A 16,656-nucleotide genomic window follows, 5' to 3' on the forward strand; every position below is an offset into this window, starting at 1 on the left:
CGGTCAGGAAACTCACAGTAGTCCTCCAACGAAGATGAGAATGCAGCTAAAGGTAAAGGGGCGATCAATCACTCATCTTCGTTGGTTCGAGATTGAATGAGGAGAAACAAAGAGTATGCAACTACGGAGAGACTGGTCAAGGCTCGGTATCCTACTGCTCATTATAGGCATACTGCTCGTCGGATTGACGTTCGGCGTAAGTTGGGCACTCGCGCCGAACACGAACAAGTTAACATCGCAAACCAACACGACTGTCCTTGTCGGGGTGCAAGGCCCAGGGCCAAATGGGAACGTAACCGCGCTCAACAGCAACGGAAGCGTGCGGTGGAGTGTCGGGAGTGCCATCAGTTATCAAGGCGTTTCATACCTCGAAAACGGAACTGTGTTAGCGACCTTTGCCGACGGTCCGTACCAACGGTGTGGATCATTCGAACCGCCATGTAAGCGAACGGGCGTGCGGTTTATCGACCCCCAACCGAAGGCGAGGATTGTCGGTCAATGGAGCTACCCGGTTCGCACGCGGGAGGACAGCGAAGTTCACGACGCCGAAATGCTTCCCTCGGGTGAACTGCTTGTCGCCGACATGGAGTACGAGAGCATCTATACGTATAACTTCTCAAGCAAGCGAAAAACGTGGGTCTGGAACGCAAGCCAGTACTACGACGCGCCGGCAGACCCCACGAGATCCGACTGGCTACACATTAACGATGTAGATCGGATTGCTCCGGGCAGATTTCTCGTTTCGGTGCGGAACACGAACCAACTCATCATCATCGAGCGCGGAAGAGGTGTCGTCGAGGTTGTAAATAAGAATCGAGATCCTACGCTTCTTAACAAACAACATAATCCACACTGGCTCGGCGATGGAGCCGTCCTCGTGGCAGACTCGGAGAACCATCGCGTTGTCGAACTGCACAAAAATGAGTCGACGGGACAGTGGGAGGAAGCATGGGTCGTCTACGCGATCGATGGAATTCACCTCGATTGGCCTCGCGACGCTGACCGTCTGCCAAACGGTAATACCTTTATTACGGATAGTCGAAATAATCGAGTGGTCGAGATAACGCAAAACGGAAGCGTAGTCACTAGTTATGATGTTCCCGATCTCCCATACGAGGCCGACCGTGTTCCGTACGGTGAATCGTTTGGCCAACCCTACGGATTAGAAGGGGAGTATGACGTACTCGGAGAGCCTAATTCCGAAATTCCAATCTTATCTTCGCTGCTCACGGGTGCCCGGCACGTAGTCCCGGTTCCATTTTGGGTCTCTGAGCTACACGTGCTTATGGTACTTGTCGCCGTCATTCTCTGGATCGTCGGGGGACTGTTACTGACGAAAGCATGGTGGTCGTCTCGCTGATTGCGAACGGAGGGAAACCACAGAATTCCGGAGTACGCAGGAGAAAGCTCCAAGTCATTCACGAATGGACGACGACCTGTCCCTCAGTAATTTCAACATCGACGAGACTCTTCACCTCGACGGGAACATTGCAACGAGAGTCAGTTCTCCGCCGAATGACGACGATCGCATCAACGATTTCAGCGCCGATATCGAGGAGACCGGAACAAATCGCTGTGAGCGTTCCACCGGTTGAGCAGACATCATCGAGAACGAGAACGCGATCACCTGCGCTAATGTTGTTAATATACAGCTCCTGTTCGCTGTAAGCCGTTCGTTGTTCAACCGTGACCTCATCTTCAAAGTAGTACGGTCGTTTTCGAATTACAGAGAATGGGACGCCAGTCGCAAGGGTTAGGGCTGTCGCGTGGTGAATTCCCATTGATTCAGGAGCGACAATCTTATCGACGGTATCGATTGTCGTGAGTTCCAAGATTCCGTCGACAATCTCGCGCAGCAAGTCTGCCTCGACGAGCGGAATACCATCGGTTACAGGATGTACGAAATACTCGTACCCACCACGGGTGATGACAGGAGCATCCTCAAGAGTTCGGCGGAGTGTTTCCATCTCTACCAATAAGCGTTTCTCCTGATTCGCTCTTACGGCCAAATTCGAACAGTAAACTCGCTACTAGCGCCAAGGATACTATGAAAGTACCAAATTAAATATCTAAAATAGACTCAGAATCAATCATCTGAGGGGATAAGACACTTGCGAATAGCGCAACTGATTATCAGTGGCAGACCAAAATACAGATGATTTGGAATTTGTCACGGAAACAATCATCTTGCCATCATTCGCAACGGATGTTGTCTTACTCTTCAAGAGACTGAGTGACGTCAACAGCGTAGTACTGAAGGACATCTCGGCCAAGCAAAACTGGATGCTTCATGTGGCCACGGTCGGTAACGTTTGCAGTCACCGTATGCCAATCCCCCTTGATTCCAAGAACTACATCGACGATTGGTCGTGCTGTCGTTGTTTTTGAAATGCCAGATTTCACCTGTGTTCGTTGTTTGATAGGTCCGACCCCGAGTTGTGCAGCCAACCCGAGATCGATGCTCGTTCGAGTTGCTCCTGTGTCCGATTTTGCAAGGACAGATTCCGAGCCCTGAGCCCCACTTACAGTTACTCGCTCCGTATAACCAATGAGCGATGGTTCTCGACGACGTTCATGCGTAGGCTGAGGCGTACAGCCAGGCATCGAATCGTCTAACTGCATGGCAAGGGTTGCTACTTGGTCGTCATCAACCTCGCCACCGACGCGCTCGATTGCGAGCTGCGCGATGTACGGTGCAGGACTAATGCCAGTCGCTCGGAAGAACCCTCGAAAGCCTGCTGTCGGGTTCACTTCGAGCACGTACCATCCGTCGTCCCCGCCAACGATATCCACGCCGGCGTAATCGAGTCCGACGGCAGTTGTTGCATCTCGCGCTATTTCACGGACGTGATGTGGGAGTTCTTCCGTCGCATCTTTTACTTCACCACCTTCTGCTACGTTCGTTCGAAACTTGCCTTGCACTGCGGTTCGTTTCATCGCTCCAATGACTTCTTCACCGACGACATAAACGCGATAATCGAAATGTCTATCCCCTGTTGTTTTGATGAATTTTTGAAGGAATGCCTGCCGATTGCCAACCTTGGGTTGGACTGGAATATCCAGTTCAATAAGCCACGTCCCACCGCCGTGAGTCCCGATCGCCGATTTATAGACCGCTTGGTTTGTAAAGTACGACCGTGCCTCGTTAAGCCGGGACGGGTCAAGTCCAAGGAAGGCATCTGGAATCGGAATACCCGCGGAATGCAGCGTGGAGGCGGTTGCGACCTTGTGGATTGCTTTCAGAACTGCACAGGGTGTGTTTAGCACCGGTACGATATCTTCATAGATACAAGCTAATCCGAGCGCCTCAGCCGGTTGATCGGTGTTTGAAACAAGGAGGCGGTTGATGACGATGTCCACAGTCGGCTCACACGTGAACTCATCTCCCTGGACGCGAACGGCCGTATTTTCCTGGCGAAGCCATTCCGTATCGTATCCAAGCGCATCAACAGCATTCAGGATCGCCTTTGTTTCTTTGCTCTTGTGTAGGCTTAATACACCCACAGTTACCTCGGAATTATTGGTCGTCATGTCGTGCACTACCATTCTCTACGTTCGCAGCTAGCGAGAAGGTGACGGCGCTCTAAACCCCAACTATCAAAAATCTCGGAGCTCTGCGATGAATCGAGGTGAGACACTTCTACTGTCTAGCGGTTAACCCAGTGAAACATGATCGTCGGTATGGTAGGTACCTGCTTCGACAAACCACAATTATGAGACAACAAACGACAGAGTGAACTATTTAGGAGAAGTAGGTTAACCGGAGAATCACGGCTTGGAACAGCAACTAACGCAGTGTCCACGACCGACGCGTTCGTTGATCTGATATTCATCATCGAGTGGCGCACAAGTGACGGATTAAACACTGCTTGCTGGTTTCTGGTTCCGATATCTCGTAAGAGGAAAACAATGAACAAAGAAGAGACTAATCAAACGATGGTCGTTCAAACCATCGAAGGAGTTGAGGCACTAGTCAACACAAATCCAGGAGAGATATTTATCGACATTCCAGCGTCAGATCCCCGTTACATTCATGTTCGAGAAGGTGACCTCATTCAGGAAGGTGACGTTCGCACAAGGACGTCTGAAGAAATGAGGGGCCCACAACTCACGCGATGGCGCATTGAATCGATCTCCACCGACACCGTAACCGGAACAGATATCGACACTGGTGATTCCCAGGAATGGGAGCGAGAATGGTTGGTACAACGCCTTGGTGGTGGGGAATTCAGCGTCGAATTGACGACATTCGATCGGGTAAGCGTGACTGAAATCGATGAAGAGAATGAGAAACACCCTGTCGAGGAAATTAAGATGCCGAAACCTCATGTGGTCGTAGTCGTTTACGGAAACGACGGAGAGAAGTTCACTCAATTTTTCGCGGCAACGGAGCCTAAGAATTGGGATTCATTAGAAGTTGTCCAACAGGATGAGCACATTCAGAACTTCAGCGAAGAGTTGCGGGAACGTTTCGATCACGCTGTCTACCAGGCGCTCAAAATCGAACAGCGATACCAGTAAATTAACACTTTTCTAGATACATACTTTTGAGGTCAAACTTTAGCGTATGGGTGAAATTGATACTATTGAACTGGCGACGTTTGCGCCGGTTCGGGAAGTTCCCTTGTGAGTAGCTGACTACTCTGAAGACGTATTTGAACTAGTGACCGGACGATCCCAGCGAAGCAATCCTAGCCAAGGGCGCTGATCGAACTGGCCTAATCGCGATGCTAGTGTAGCTCGTCGATGAGGGCAAGGAGTGAACGTTGGCGATTGCCAGTCAAACTTTCTTTCGAATAGGGTGAAGAATACTAGTTGCAGCCCCATTTAGACCGATCCACGGAGTCTACTATGCACTTGAATATCTATCAAACAGTAGAGCGTCCGTGGACGCCGGGAAAATCACGCATGACGCACTGTGCATCCTACCCCAGAATATACTCTCAGCAGGCAAATTTGTTTTACCATTCAATGAGTGATTTGGCTTCTGGTTGACACAGGGTCTCATTAGGAGTTTTTGTGTTTTGTGCTCGAACGTGCTTGTTAAGCACCTTCATTGGCATCACAGTCAGTTCGTTGGAATCGCGTCGGTCTGCGAGCGTTTTCAAAAATGAACGTATTGGTTGCCACTGCTCATCATTTGCAAGATTATGAAGATGGCTCCACAAATGAATATAAGAATCCTGTTCCGCTACTTTGTTCATTGCCCGTGTTAAATATCGACGATGGAGTCGTTGGCGAACAGCTGTCGGTACGGCACGAAACATTGGAAGTGGCGGTTCAGCTCCAGACGGGAGCGTAGCAGCAGAGAGAGTACTATATTTGCTACAATAGGTTTCGACGATTCCATCGACAAGTCGCGGTTCAATTGGATCAGGGGGTTCAAACACGAGTTGATTGAACTTATGGAATGGCGTCAGGGCGGGAGCATAACCAATTCGGCGAATGATCTCGATATCATTCCGCCTGAGTCTGTCTTTTGATGGAAGTGAGTGACGAGGCGGTACGAGCGATACTGGTTTCGGTTCTCCGATTTCTCGATGCGCTTTTTTCGCCTGCTGTAGCTCCCAATCTAGAACGCGATCAGAGGCCTTCCCACATATCACATGTGAATGTGTGTGGGTGCAAATTTCGTGGTCGGTATTCGCTTGCTGGATGGCCCGAACGATATCAGGCGCGTAAAAAAGCGGGTCGCCCTTACTTGGAATAGAATCAAACCATCCATCCATATGGGGAGTCTCGGATGATGGTGTGTGTTTCTGGAGGAGATGGCCAACGATATTGAACGTGAGAGGAATATCATATTTGTCACACACATTGAGTAACCGTTGGATCGTCTTCGTCTCCTTCCTACGATTCTCACTTAACCGGTTGAATTGTCCAAGATCATGATATCCCCACCCAAGCTCGATTTCCAGACTTATCGTAATTACTCCTCCCATTACGCACTCACCATGATCCTATTGTTCGCCAGCAGCGCTTTACGTCGCTTTGCTGGCGAAAAATTATTTCAATAGTCATATAATCAATGCCTTAATCATCTTGCTTTCGTTGGTCAACAAGCCAAGGGTATATTGTTACTTAGCTATTATAGCGTGTATACGTGACTCATATACCTTGTCTAGTGTTCCTCTGCATGAACGGTAATTTGGTATAGAACTGGCAGCTGACTCAGCGCTGGCGAAACGGAATGCGAACTAAGTCACCAAGGCGAACGTCGTTCTGTCGCAACTTATCTACCACCTGCGTATGAGGAGCATGTCTCTCAGTCGAACGAGAACGCGTCTGGGAATCGTTGATTTGTCTCGTGATCCAGTTAACGAGGTCACGAGCAAACGGCCGACAATCCTCCAGTTCGAGATAATCGAAGTGAGGTTGGGTTCCGAACGATGTGACAACGTCCCCTAGAGCTTCGTGGAACGGCGGCGGGTCGACGAATGGATTGTCTTCGTACAAGACGCTGTAGAGGTACATCGCCTCGCCGCCGATGCGATGGGTGGCGACCCCCTCCTCGTACTGACGGGTGATTTGCACTGGCCTACCCCCAGCCAGTCGCCAGTAGTAGTATGGAAAGTCCACGCCTGCCCGGATAGCGCACGCGATTGACACCCATACTCGTGGATTGATCTCCATCAGTTTGAACTCGCCCGTGTTCGCATCCCGTTTGAACTGTACTGATGCGAACCCGTGCCAATCCAGGTGGTCAAGCAACGCTCGCCCTAATCGCTCGAGTTCGGAGCGGTAAATCGTCTCTCGAAAGATGCTCGTTCCGCCGGCGTAACTGAATGCTCGAATCTGGTGTTTCTGACACGTCGCCACCGGGTCGCCGTGATCATAGAGCGCCCACAATGCATATTCGGTTCCAGGAACGTACTCCTGGACGATGGGATCGTGTCCCATCTCGTGGCGGAGTGCTTCCAGATCGGGTTCCTGATTGGGTTGAAGATATCTCGTTGAGCCTCCTTTAGTGGTTTTCCTTGGCGGTATGGAATCAACGTAGTCATTCGTAAGAACCGAGTACCGCGACTTGGCGATTAGCTCACGGCTCCAGTCGTCAACATTATCAAGTAATTGTGTCTCCGGAACCGGGACGCCGGCCTCCTCCGCAGCGTCGATGAGGCGCACTCGGTCGTGGACGTCTCGGAGTGTTTCGAACGTTGGCCAGAACGGGGCGACATGCTCTCCGAACTCGTCTCGATACTTCGAGAGCACGTAAATATTTTCTTCTCGCATGGGGATGATCGTGCGAACTCCGTCTCGTTGAGCGAGTGTCAGAAGGGCGTCCTTATATCGACTCACGTCGTCAGCGGGCGACGGTACGACGACCACCTCGTCGCAGTATCGTGAGGTGAACGCCGTGGCGTTCTTCCGCTCCGAAAACGCGATCGTTTTGACTCCACGGCGACCGAGCGACCGCAAACAAGCTGTGGGACTGGGTGCGTCAACGGCTGGTACGAGAACCGAGTCCCCTTCCTGCTCCCCCATTGGCATGCAACGAACGTCATCTTGAAAGTCCATAAACATATTGTGATTACTATCGAGGTCTCTGTGTAGAAGCGATATCCTACGATTGATAAAATCAGTCAACGATGAAGAGGAGTAGACTCAAAAAGGTGGAGTAACTTCCTGAACGTCAGTCCCTCTTCACGGCAGAAGTGTTCCGTTTAGAAATGGAACACTGTGACAACGATAGAGAACGCGTACTGAATCGTAGCCTGGCAGTCCTCTTCAAGTATCAATTCGGAAATAAATTAAGGAAGGTTTTCGCGCACTACAGCTGCTTCGTGATTGAGGCTTCATAATCGCTTTTACTCCCGATATAGGGTGGGTACTCTTGTGAGCAGCTTCTATTAATACGGCACCTCAATTCAGATGTTTCCTGCTTCTGGTGCGACCCGCTCATTTTTCAGTTCGGCTGTTATCTCGAGGGCTTCCCCTCGAAGGATGATCTGAGCTAAAGAACTGTGACTGTGCTGGCCTCAGTGGCCTCCCTGCTGGCCGTGCGCGCAAGCAAGTCGCAAAGCACTGCCGAACTAACCTCGCTTCAGCCTTTTTATCCAGATCAGATCAATCGCTGGTCTCGGCTATCACTGACCAGCGAACGCTCATAGCGAGTGCGCGTGCAGCGACTGATGACATACCCGAAACTCCGACGAGACTACTCGACCGGCGCGAACACATGCATTGGACGTCGCTGCTGTGCCCGCACGAATATGTCAGTTAAATTGATTAGCTGAGCGGTCTCGCACCGAGCCCAATGACAGACATCTCATCACAGACTGCTCGTTCGACTAGTAGATTCACGTCGAGTTGCTACCGCTGCCACAGCGATACTATCGCACCACCACCGCCGATACTCATACCAACGAGGCCGTACTCGAACCCCTCCTGCTGGAACTGATATGCGAGCGAGGCCATCAGCATACCGCCCGAGGCTCCAATTGGGTGTCCGAAAGCGACGGCGCCGCCGCGAGGATTCATTTTTTCGCGTGGAATGCCGATTCGATCCATGACGTAGACGGATTGGACGGCGAACGCTTCGTTAATCCAGTAAGCGCCAATGTCGTCGGCGTTGAGATCGTTACCGTCAAGGAGGCGTTCGACAACATCGCCGACCGCTTCATTGAACTCATCCGGGTTTCGGTAGATGAGTTCGTAGTCCAATAACCGTGCCATTGGGTCAAGGCCAACGTTAGCGGCTGCATCGGCATTGGCAAGCAAAACAGCCCCGGCGCCGTCCGAGAGTTTCGAAGCATTCGCGGGTGTAACGGTGCCGTCTTCCCGGAACGCTGGCGATAGCTGAGCGAGATCCTCCAGCGTTGATTCTGGACGTGGTCCCTCGTCGTGCTCGACGGTGTCAGCTGCTGTCTCCACGGAGACGATTTCGTCGTCGAAGGTACCGTTTTCTATCGCCTCAGCCGCTAACCGATGACTCTCAAGGGCGTACCGGTCTTGACGTTCGCGCGAGAGATTGTACTTCTCACCGGCTCGGTCGACTAGTCGTTCTGCGATCTCACCCATATGAATGTCGAGGTTGACGTCCCAGAGGGCGTCGAGGATCATCGAATCTTTGAGTGTGACGTTCCCATGGCGTTTCCCCTTCCGGTGATTGGGGAGAATCCATGGGGCGTTGGTCATCGATTCGAAACCACCCGCAACGGCGAACGAGGAGCAACCAGCATCAATTCGATCGGCAGCTAGTGTGATTGCCCGAACTCCTGAGCCAGACGCTTCATTGACCGTCGTGACTTCGGTGGTATTCGGGAGGTTGGATTTCACAACCGCCTGTCGGGCGGGAACCTGTCCGATACCCGCCTGAATTGCATTTCCAAGCCCGACCCAGTCAATCTGGTTCGGATCGAGTGAGATGCGGTCGAGCAGGCCGTTGAGCACGGTTTTCCCGAGGTCGACGGCTGACACGTCCGCGAGCGAGCCAAGCAGCGTCCCATGTGGTGTCCGAACCCCATCCACGAGCACGACGTTCTTATTCGGAGTCATTTGTCGCTTCCCGACCTAGTTCCTCCTCAACAGACGCAACCTGCTCATCAGCTTGCTCATCGGAGGTTCGCTCATCATCGATTTGCAGGACAGTGGTAACTCGTTCGGCATCGACCGCTTGATGGGCAGCCTTTACTGCTGCAAACAATTCATCGATGTCTTCTGCCTCGATTACGGTCCCCATAGCGTTCGTTTCGTACGAGATGTCGAATTCCTCAAGTTCTTCGACTGCTGTAGCCACATCTTCTGCCATCGACTTTTTCGGACTTGGCGTTACGTTGAGTGATGCAATGACTGTCATGCCCATCGTAACAAGGTGCAGTTCCTAAACCGTACGGGCCAATCGGGGGTAGTACAGTTAGACGAGATTCTCCTGAACTTACCACCAGAGTCGAGACACCACCGTCCGAACTTCGAGTAACTTGAAGGGAGCTACAAAATAATCGTAGCTGCGTGCTCAAGAGGGTGCGGTCGCCCGCCCGAATTAGGATCGTTCGAGATACGCATCAAACGTCATAAGCTGGCTTTCGTCGCGGCCGAATGCAACAAGATCGTTACGACTGGACGTCAAATCCATCTTCAGCGATCGGGCTTGGTCAATCCCGAAGGGAACTTGGGGAATGAAATGAGCGAGCAGTAATCCTGCCTCTACGAATTTCATGGGAAGTGGAAGGATCGTGACGGGCTGTCCTTTCGACCGATAGATTCGCCGCGTAACGTCGGCGAGGGTCAATTCTTCCGGTCCAGCGAGCTCGTAGATTCCATTCAGATAGTCGTCGTCTCCGATAGCATCTGCAATTATCGCCGCCGTATCACCAACCCATAATGGTTGAAACGGTGTCCGTCCACCATCGGGCAAAGGAGTAAGATAGGGAAACGTTCCCAGTTCAGTCAAGTTGCTGAGCTCGTCAGCATCACCAAACATGATATTTGGGCGGAATATAATTGTATCTATATCAGCAGTGAGCACAACCCACTCCGCCCACGCTTTCCCCCGAACATACCCCGTCTCGCCGCTCGGATTCACCCCGACAGAACTCATCTGCACAAGATAATCGAGGTCATGTTCGATGGCCGCACGTACCGTGTTTCGCGTCCCGTCAACTTGGACTGTCTCCTGGCGTGGTTCGTTGGGATGTTGAAAGAGTGGCGATAGGGCGACGAGATGGACGACGACGTCTTGTCCCGCGAACGCATCTGCAATCGACTCATACTCCGTGACATCGCCAGCGACAGTCTCGGTTCCATCGGGTAATACTGACGGGTCAGGAGACCGTGAGAGAACCGTGAGATCGTGACCGTCATCTGCGAGTTCACGACACAGATTGCTACCAACAAATCCATCGCCACCAGTTACAAGGATATTCATACAGTGCAATTTCGGCTTCGCATTCTAAGTATCTGGTTGCCTTTGAAGTTGACAACAGCTAACGGGCGTTTCAGATAGTTGTCTTCTGACCGTGCTCTGGTCAGTGAGCACGCGCTCATCAACCGTTTCAGGGTGTTCTAAACCCTCGAAAGGCAGAAGCATGGCCAAAGAACCTTTAGCTACTACAGTTGCACTCTCCGATCGGGAGTACGAAATGGTGTTGAACCTGCACGATAGATTCGTGCGAACTGGAGGAGATGTACTTGGCAAATTGACCCGTGACGTCCCTCGCATGGATCTCATTTCGTAGCAGGTCAGAGTTCGAAGAGCGAGACAGTCAGCAGTCCGGTTGGCTCGAACAGAGGGAATAGACCGTCAGCTGTGATAATCAAAAATGGAGACAAAGTATGACAGAATTCGGATTCAACCTCGCAAGTGAGACACACGGCCCGAACGAACTGACCGAATACGCCCGTCGTGCCGAGGAAACGGGCTTCGACTTCGCCGTCATCTCGGATCACTACCATCCGTGGACCAGAAAACAGGGGAACAGTCCTTTCGTGTGGGGGACGATCGGCGCGATCGCACAGCAAACTGAAGAGTTGGAACTCGGTACTTCGGTTACCTGTCCGATGATTCGAACTCATCCTGCAATTGCTGCCCAAGCAGCGGCTACGGCACAGGTGCAAATGGGCGGGAGATTCTTCTTCGGCGTTGGCACGGGCGAACGGCTCAACGAACACATCATGGGTGACCCGTGGCCACCCTTCAGTGTTCGCCTCGACATGCTCGAAGAAGCGTTGGAGGTGATTCGAGATCTATGGACCGGCGAGATGCTTACCCACCACGGCGAGCATTACACCGTGGAAAACGCGCAGGTGTTCACGCTTCCCGAGGAACTTCCACCGATACACGTGTCCGGACTGGGCCCTCGCGCTGCGAAGGCGGCGGGTCGCCTCGGCGACGGATTCATCGCCACGTCGCCCGACGGTGAGCTAGTAAACCAATTCGAGAAGGGCGGGGGAGACGGCCCTCGATACGGGGGAATGATGGTATCGTATGCTGAAACCGACGAGCAAGCGCGAAACAACGCCCACGAGTGGTGGCCAAACGCGGGTTTCAAAGGTGGGGGGCAGGAGTTACCGACTCCGAAACACTTCGAGGATGCCCTCCAATCAGTCACCCCGGAGGATATCGCGGACGCCGTCGTTACCGGGCCCGACCCACAACCGTACATCGAACGAATTCAGAAGTACCTCGACGCGGGGTTCGATCACATCTACCTGCAACAAACCGGGGTGAATCAAGAGGAGGCTATCGAATTCTTCCAGCAGGAGGTTGTATCGGAGTTCGCGTAGCAAAACCCATACCATATTTTACGACTTCGCGTTCACTCGCTCCACGTGCGTTTGCGAAAGGAAACGGCACAGCAACAGGTATCGATCAGGTCGTTATCGAGAGTCAAATATCAGCGATGCGGTTCCGACTTCTTCGGGCGAACGCGAGTTGGATATTTCCGCGCTGACCCATGGCCAATGGCCAGCGGCGGAGAGTCAGAGCCACTGGACTTAACTTGAACATGAGTGAACAACCGGCATGCAGCGGAACCGATTCGGCCTCATACTTGGCATCACGGCCTGTGCAGCCGTTCTCATCACGATCATCGTGCCGTATGTCCTTGCACCAGCGACGGGTGTGAATACGTATTATGACATCACCGTCATCGGTCCGCCAGTCGTCGGGCTAATAGCCCTGTTTGCCGCTATCGTATTCATCGCTGGCTTGGTTGGTCGATGGTCACCATGGACCGTCGCTGGCACTGCGCTTGTATTTGGTCTAGCGATGGTAGTGCTCACGGTTGGTTGGGCGATAGCAGTTCCTCCCGCCCTCATCATGGGGCTTTCACGCGTAGACGAACTTCTCTTTCATCGGTGGGTGCTGGTTCTGTTTGCGCTCGTTGTTCTATTCAGTGCTGTACTGTGTGCCAGAACTGTAAGATAGCATCTGTATCGGATCGACGCGGTCGTCGGTAGAAGCGCCTATCCGATGACCGTCGAAGTATGGGGTAACGATATCGAACCGTCGGGGTACTTCGACGCGTGTACTCGCAATCGCAATACGTTGTCACAGATAGGAACTCATGATATGGTATGGATGCGGTACGCACCGAATTGGGGTTGTCCAACTTCGACGCCGCGCAAGTGGATTCGCTCGATCCCGGGGCAGACATGCGAACGGTGTACTCTACACTGAGCGTACGTAGGACAAAGAGTGTAGCGAATTGGCATTAAAACTTCTCATTGTACCCTGCTAGCGTTGGTATTGCGCGTGAGCCGTCGAAACCACGGAATTCATTTGAGTCTGAATCTACTACTCATCAGTATGGGAGACGGCCACTCGCAGGTGGCACAGAAGGACAAGTACGTCGCCATCATCGACCAAGACAAAGTTACCGACGAAGTCCGGAACATCGCACTGAGGTACGATCCGTTGAATCGTGCTGGCCGACGCGAAGGGTTTCACGTGACGGAAAATGGTGAACTCCACATCGACGACGAAGCGGTGATAGAGGAGCACAAAATCGTAGCAAACAGGATTCCGAACGATGCGATTAAGATCGTTCGACTCCCCGCTGAGCGGGGCGAGCTGGTGCACCAGTACGGCGAAAACGGATTTCGTCTCTACGAGTTGCCGGCGCCAGTCAAGGGCACCGTCGGCCTGTTGGGACGGAACGGCATCGGGAAGTCGACTGCGCTCCGTATCCTCGGTGGCACGCTGAAACCGAACCTCGGGGCTGTCAGTGACGAGCCGGACTGGGACACTGTCATCCGCGAGTTCCGGGGGACTGCCGTTCAGAACTATCTGGAGAAGCTTCGAGATGGCGGGGTCTCGACGGCGTACAAACCCCAGCAGGTAGACCGAATTCCTGACCGTTACGATGGGACTGTTCGGGAACTCCTTATCGTGCGCGACGAGCGGAACCTGCGCGACAAGGCCATCGAACGACTGAATCTCGAACACATCGCCGACGCTTTCGTCGATGATATTTCGGGCGGCGAGTTACAGCGCGTCGCCATCGCGGCGACGCTCGTCGCGGATGTGGATGCGTACCTGCTGGACGAACCGTCCTCATACCTCGACGTCGGCCAGCGGCTGAGCGTCGCACGGACGCTCGAAGAGTTTGTGGAGGACAAAATGGTTCTGGTCGTCGACCATGATCTCGTCACCCTCGACGTCGTGTCAGACGACTTCCACGCCTTCTTCGGCGACCCCGCCGGGTTCGGGGTCGTCTCGCGGCCACTCTCGGCGCGGCGCGGCATCAACCAGTTCCTAGAGGGGAACTTACGGGACGAGAACGTCCGAATTCGCGACACCCCTATTGATTTCCTTCGCCCGTCCGCGCGACAAGAGATGGATGGGATCCCCATCCTTGAGTTTCCAGCGCTAACGAAAAAGTTCCAATCGTTCTCTCTCGGAGTTGAATCGGGAACGATATTCGGTAAGGAAATTCTCGGGATCTTCGGTCGGAACGGTCTGGGCAAGACGACGTTCGCCAAACTCCTCGCGGGGGCCCTCGAACCGGACGAAGGCAGGGTGGACGCGGACATTAACATCTCATACAAACCACAGTACCTCGACTCGTCCTTCGACGGTACAGTGGTCGAACTGTTCGCTGGGCAGGTCGACGTGTATACGCGAGCGTTCGAAACGGAGATTCAGCAGCCATTCGACCTTGAACCGCTGTTCGACCTTGTTGTTGGGGAGCTTTCGGGTGGCGAACTGCAGCGTGTCAGCATCGCGCTCGCGCTCGCGAGGGACGCTGACATCTACCTGCTAGACGAACCGTCTGCGTATCTTGACGTCGAACAGCGCATGTCGTTTGCGGCTACTCTCCGTCAGTTCGTCAACCGAAACGGAGCGCCGTGTCTCATCATTGATCACGACTTACTACTACTAGATTACGTCTCGGACCGGGCCATGGTGTTCGAGGGTGAATCAGGTGTGAGCGGTGTCGGTCGGTCGCCGCAGTCCGTGCGCAAAGGTATAAATCGGTTCCTGAAAATCGTGGACGTGACATTTCGGAAGGATCCGAACACCGGCCGACCACGTGCGAACAAACCCGGCAGTCAGAAGGATCGAGAACAGAAGGCGTCGGGAAACTATTATGCGGTATAACGCCTCGAAATGTTAAAGGACTTCTACCGCCCGGCCCTCGCCGTCCTGTCCTCTCGAATGTACTCCATCGGGAACGACCGTGGATTACTTGCCAGTAAGCCACCAGCCATACATCCGCTCCCAGTACTCCTCTTCGGGATGTTTTTTGCTCTTACCGTAGGTCTTGCCTTCGAGTATCTTGCGCTCGAGCGCATTCCGTGCGAGGTGGAGTGCGTGGCTCGCACCGAACCCCTCACTTGAGGCTATAAAATGCCCCTTGTCAGTGTACAGACGGATTCGCGCGAGCAGGAGTGGCATTCCGCGGAATGTCTCATCGTGCTCATGGAGGTGAACCTTTGCGTCGAGGACGTTCATATCCCCGTACTTTCGAGCCCTCTTTCGATCATGTCTGTGACCTCGTCGTAAGTAATTTCGTTGAGGTACTCGATGCCGAACACCTGAACGGGGCGGCGCCCTTCGTCTGTCCACGTCAGCGATTCCAGCACATCGGTCTCGGTGACGATTCCCTCAGAGTCGCCGTCCTCCCCGACGACGACGAGCGACGAGCATGTGAGATCGAACATTTTCTCGACGGCCTTGTCAAGCGGCTGATCCGGGTGAACACTCCCGACGGTCTCCGTCATCACGTCTTGGACTGGTAAATTGAGTAGGCGTGCTTTATCGCCTTCCCGTGCTCCTAATCCGCCATGTGACCGGTAGCCGCTGTGAGAGCCTTCGCCACCGTGCTGGTTTACCCCCCTTGGCGCACCACCCTGTCTCCTTCGTATCTCCCGCGTCGTGAACCCACTGATGTCGTGAAGACTAACAATTCCGACGAGGTCGTTGTCGTCGATTACAGGAATGTGTGTAATCCTGTGTTCGCGGAGGACGTGAAGGGCATCGCCAAGAGTTTCGTCTGGTTTCATCGTGACGAGGTCATTGCTACTCACGTCCTCAACGGAGATGACGTTAAGGTGGGGCACGACTTTCTTCAGCAGGTCGTCGGCCGTCACGACGCCGATCAACCGGCCCGTGTAATCCGCAACTGGAAGTTGCTTGGCGTCGCTCCCGACCATTAGTCGAGCAACCTCACGCACGTCTTCGGTTCGTTCGACCATTGGTGCGGTCCACACCCGAGACCCTGCCTTCTCATCGGGGTGATGGTGGTGGTGTGATAATGCGAGTTGACGTCGCGTGATGACGCCCTTGTACTCGTCGCCGTCGGGTTGTCGCGTCTGTCTCAAAGAAGACAGTAAACTCTGGCGGGCAGTTGCAACCGAGCGTCTCGAATCGCATCGTCGCCCGCTACGGCGGCAGCCACGTCAAGCACCGCTGTAATGTGGCCTCGTGCATCGTCCTCGTCGATGCGTTCTTGGTCAGCTACCTGTCGAACAAACCCGTCGAGATCGGAAGTCACCGTGGGTGAGCCGAGAACTCAGTCATTGCGTCCGCGAACTCTTTGGGGAGATACGTTGCCAGGTCCACCGCCTCTCTCTCGGTAATCCGCCCTCCTAGCATGTGCAGCACTGCGATGGTCGCATTTTGGGCCGCCGTTTGTGAGTCAAGCCCGGCCAGCTGTTGAACTCGGTCAAGGAACTCGTCGGCCTCTAGCGCTTGCCCTGCCTCGAACACCA

General features: G+C 53.4%; 16 protein-coding genes. 5 read left to right on the forward strand and 11 right to left on the reverse strand.

The window, feature by feature from the left end; translation table 11 throughout:
• Positions 1–115: 115 nt before the first annotated feature.
• Positions 116–1,360: a hypothetical protein gene (locus LIW51_RS23465; RefSeq protein ID WP_227377502.1), complete on the forward strand. Its 1,245-nt coding sequence runs from the start codon at positions 116–118 to the stop codon at positions 1,358–1,360.
• Between the two features lie 58 nt (positions 1,361–1,418).
• On the opposite strand, the gene hpt is transcribed toward LIW51_RS23465, so the two are convergent.
• The gene (gene hpt / locus LIW51_RS23470) at positions 1,419–1,967 is read right to left on the reverse strand and encodes a hypoxanthine/guanine phosphoribosyltransferase (RefSeq protein ID WP_227377503.1); all 549 of its coding nucleotides are present in this window, start codon (positions 1,965–1,967) and stop codon (positions 1,419–1,421) included.
• 247 nt (positions 1,968–2,214) lie between these two features.
• Complete coding sequence (locus LIW51_RS23475) at positions 2,215–3,531, reverse strand: ATP-grasp domain-containing protein (RefSeq protein ID WP_227378255.1); 1,317 nt, start codon at positions 3,529–3,531, stop codon at positions 2,215–2,217.
• 378 nt (positions 3,532–3,909) lie between these two features.
• Between LIW51_RS23475 and LIW51_RS23480 the strand changes: the two genes are divergently transcribed.
• Positions 3,910–4,521 carry a hypothetical protein gene (locus tag LIW51_RS23480; RefSeq protein WP_227377504.1) on the forward strand — a complete coding sequence of 204 codons (612 nt, stop codon included), beginning with the start codon at positions 3,910–3,912 and terminating at the stop codon, positions 4,519–4,521.
• A gap of 440 nt (positions 4,522–4,961) precedes the next feature.
• Here the strand turns inward: LIW51_RS23480 and LIW51_RS23485 are convergent, their stop codons facing one another.
• The 5 genes from LIW51_RS23485 to LIW51_RS23505 form a co-directional block, all read right to left on the reverse strand.
• On the reverse strand, positions 4,962–5,942 hold the full coding sequence (locus tag LIW51_RS23485) for a polysaccharide deacetylase family protein (protein WP_227377505.1): 981 nt from the start codon (positions 5,940–5,942) through the stop codon (positions 4,962–4,964).
• Positions 5,943–6,171: 229 nt separating this feature from the next.
• Positions 6,172–7,491 (reverse strand): carboxylate--amine ligase, encoded by a 1,320-nt coding sequence (locus LIW51_RS23490; protein ID WP_227377506.1) that lies wholly within the window; start codon positions 7,489–7,491, stop codon positions 6,172–6,174.
• Positions 7,492–8,313: 822 nt separating this feature from the next.
• Positions 8,314–9,498 (reverse strand): thiolase family protein, encoded by a 1,185-nt coding sequence (locus tag LIW51_RS23495; RefSeq protein WP_227377507.1) that lies wholly within the window; start codon positions 9,496–9,498, stop codon positions 8,314–8,316.
• The gene (locus LIW51_RS23500) at positions 9,485–9,799 is read right to left on the reverse strand and encodes an MTH1187 family thiamine-binding protein (RefSeq protein WP_227377508.1); all 315 of its coding nucleotides are present in this window, start codon (positions 9,797–9,799) and stop codon (positions 9,485–9,487) included. The genes LIW51_RS23495 and LIW51_RS23500 overlap by 14 nt, the downstream gene beginning before the upstream one ends.
• Before the next feature lie 183 nt (positions 9,800–9,982).
• On the reverse strand, positions 9,983–10,867 hold the full coding sequence (locus tag LIW51_RS23505; protein ID WP_227377509.1) for an NAD-dependent epimerase/dehydratase family protein: 885 nt from the start codon (positions 10,865–10,867) through the stop codon (positions 9,983–9,985).
• 407 nt (positions 10,868–11,274) lie between these two features.
• On the opposite strand from LIW51_RS23505, the gene LIW51_RS23510 reads away from it, so the two are divergent.
• The 3 genes from LIW51_RS23510 to LIW51_RS23520 all read left to right on the forward strand — a co-directional run bounded on the left by LIW51_RS23510 (position 11,275) and on the right by LIW51_RS23520 (position 15,043).
• Positions 11,275–12,225 (forward strand): TIGR03557 family F420-dependent LLM class oxidoreductase, encoded by a 951-nt coding sequence (locus LIW51_RS23510; protein WP_227377510.1) that lies wholly within the window; start codon positions 11,275–11,277, stop codon positions 12,223–12,225.
• A gap of 238 nt (positions 12,226–12,463) precedes the next feature.
• A complete protein-coding gene (locus tag LIW51_RS23515; protein ID WP_227377511.1) occupies positions 12,464–12,868 on the forward strand; it encodes a DUF7548 family protein in 405 nt (134 codons plus the stop codon).
• A 381-nt stretch (positions 12,869–13,249) separates the two neighbouring features.
• Positions 13,250–15,043 carry a ribosome biogenesis/translation initiation ATPase RLI gene (locus LIW51_RS23520; protein WP_227377512.1) on the forward strand — a complete coding sequence of 598 codons (1,794 nt, stop codon included), beginning with the start codon at positions 13,250–13,252 and terminating at the stop codon, positions 15,041–15,043.
• A gap of 84 nt (positions 15,044–15,127) precedes the next feature.
• Here LIW51_RS23520 and LIW51_RS23525 read toward each other — a convergent pair whose 3' ends face one another.
• From LIW51_RS23525 to LIW51_RS38715, 4 genes are read right to left on the reverse strand one after another with little or no spacing between them, the layout of a single operon-like run.
• Positions 15,128–15,397, reverse strand: coding sequence for a hypothetical protein (locus tag LIW51_RS23525; RefSeq protein ID WP_227377513.1), 270 nt, complete (start codon positions 15,395–15,397; stop codon positions 15,128–15,130).
• The gene (locus tag LIW51_RS23530; protein ID WP_227377514.1) at positions 15,394–16,266 is read right to left on the reverse strand and encodes a CBS domain-containing protein; all 873 of its coding nucleotides are present in this window, start codon (positions 16,264–16,266) and stop codon (positions 15,394–15,396) included. The genes LIW51_RS23525 and LIW51_RS23530 overlap by 4 nt, the downstream gene beginning before the upstream one ends.
• Complete coding sequence (locus tag LIW51_RS38710; RefSeq protein WP_255767532.1) at positions 16,263–16,439, reverse strand: DUF2267 domain-containing protein; 177 nt, start codon at positions 16,437–16,439, stop codon at positions 16,263–16,265. The genes LIW51_RS23530 and LIW51_RS38710 overlap by 4 nt, the downstream gene beginning before the upstream one ends.
• Complete coding sequence (locus LIW51_RS38715; protein ID WP_255767533.1) at positions 16,436–16,654, reverse strand: DUF2267 domain-containing protein; 219 nt, start codon at positions 16,652–16,654, stop codon at positions 16,436–16,438. Before LIW51_RS38715 ends, LIW51_RS38710 begins: the two co-directional genes overlap by 4 nt.
• Positions 16,655–16,656 lie beyond the last annotated feature (2 nt).

It is taken from the genome of Haladaptatus halobius (assembly GCF_020618475.1).
Taxonomy (GTDB): Archaea; Halobacteriota; Halobacteria; order Halobacteriales; family Haladaptataceae; genus Haladaptatus; species Haladaptatus halobius.

What these genes read in the sequence shown, in the direction of transcription:
- LIW51_RS23465 (WP_227377502.1), top strand. Translation starts at nt 116, where the DNA reads ATGCAACTACGGAGAGACTGGTCAAGGCTCGGTATCCTACTGCTCATT.
- hpt (WP_227377503.1), bottom strand. Translation starts at nt 1,967, where the DNA reads ATGGAAACACTCCGCCGAACTCTTGAGGATGCTCCTGTCATCACCCGT.
- LIW51_RS23475 (WP_227378255.1), bottom strand. Translation starts at nt 3,531, where the DNA reads ATGACGACCAATAATTCCGAGGTAACTGTGGGTGTATTAAGCCTACAC.
- LIW51_RS23480 (WP_227377504.1), top strand. Translation starts at nt 3,910, where the DNA reads ATGAACAAAGAAGAGACTAATCAAACGATGGTCGTTCAAACCATCGAA.
- LIW51_RS23485 (WP_227377505.1), bottom strand. Translation starts at nt 5,942, where the DNA reads ATGGGAGGAGTAATTACGATAAGTCTGGAAATCGAGCTTGGGTGGGGA.
- LIW51_RS23490 (WP_227377506.1), bottom strand. Translation starts at nt 7,491, where the DNA reads ATGCCAATGGGGGAGCAGGAAGGGGACTCGGTTCTCGTACCAGCCGTT.
- LIW51_RS23495 (WP_227377507.1), bottom strand. Translation starts at nt 9,498, where the DNA reads ATGACTCCGAATAAGAACGTCGTGCTCGTGGATGGGGTTCGGACACCA.
- LIW51_RS23500 (WP_227377508.1), bottom strand. Translation starts at nt 9,799, where the DNA reads ATGACAGTCATTGCATCACTCAACGTAACGCCAAGTCCGAAAAAGTCG.
- LIW51_RS23505 (WP_227377509.1), bottom strand. Translation starts at nt 10,867, where the DNA reads ATGAATATCCTTGTAACTGGTGGCGATGGATTTGTTGGTAGCAATCTG.
- LIW51_RS23510 (WP_227377510.1), top strand. Translation starts at nt 11,275, where the DNA reads ATGACAGAATTCGGATTCAACCTCGCAAGTGAGACACACGGCCCGAAC.
- LIW51_RS23515 (WP_227377511.1), top strand. Translation starts at nt 12,464, where the DNA reads ATGCAGCGGAACCGATTCGGCCTCATACTTGGCATCACGGCCTGTGCA.
- LIW51_RS23520 (WP_227377512.1), top strand. Translation starts at nt 13,250, where the DNA reads ATGGGAGACGGCCACTCGCAGGTGGCACAGAAGGACAAGTACGTCGCC.
- LIW51_RS23525 (WP_227377513.1), bottom strand. Translation starts at nt 15,397, where the DNA reads ATGAACGTCCTCGACGCAAAGGTTCACCTCCATGAGCACGATGAGACA.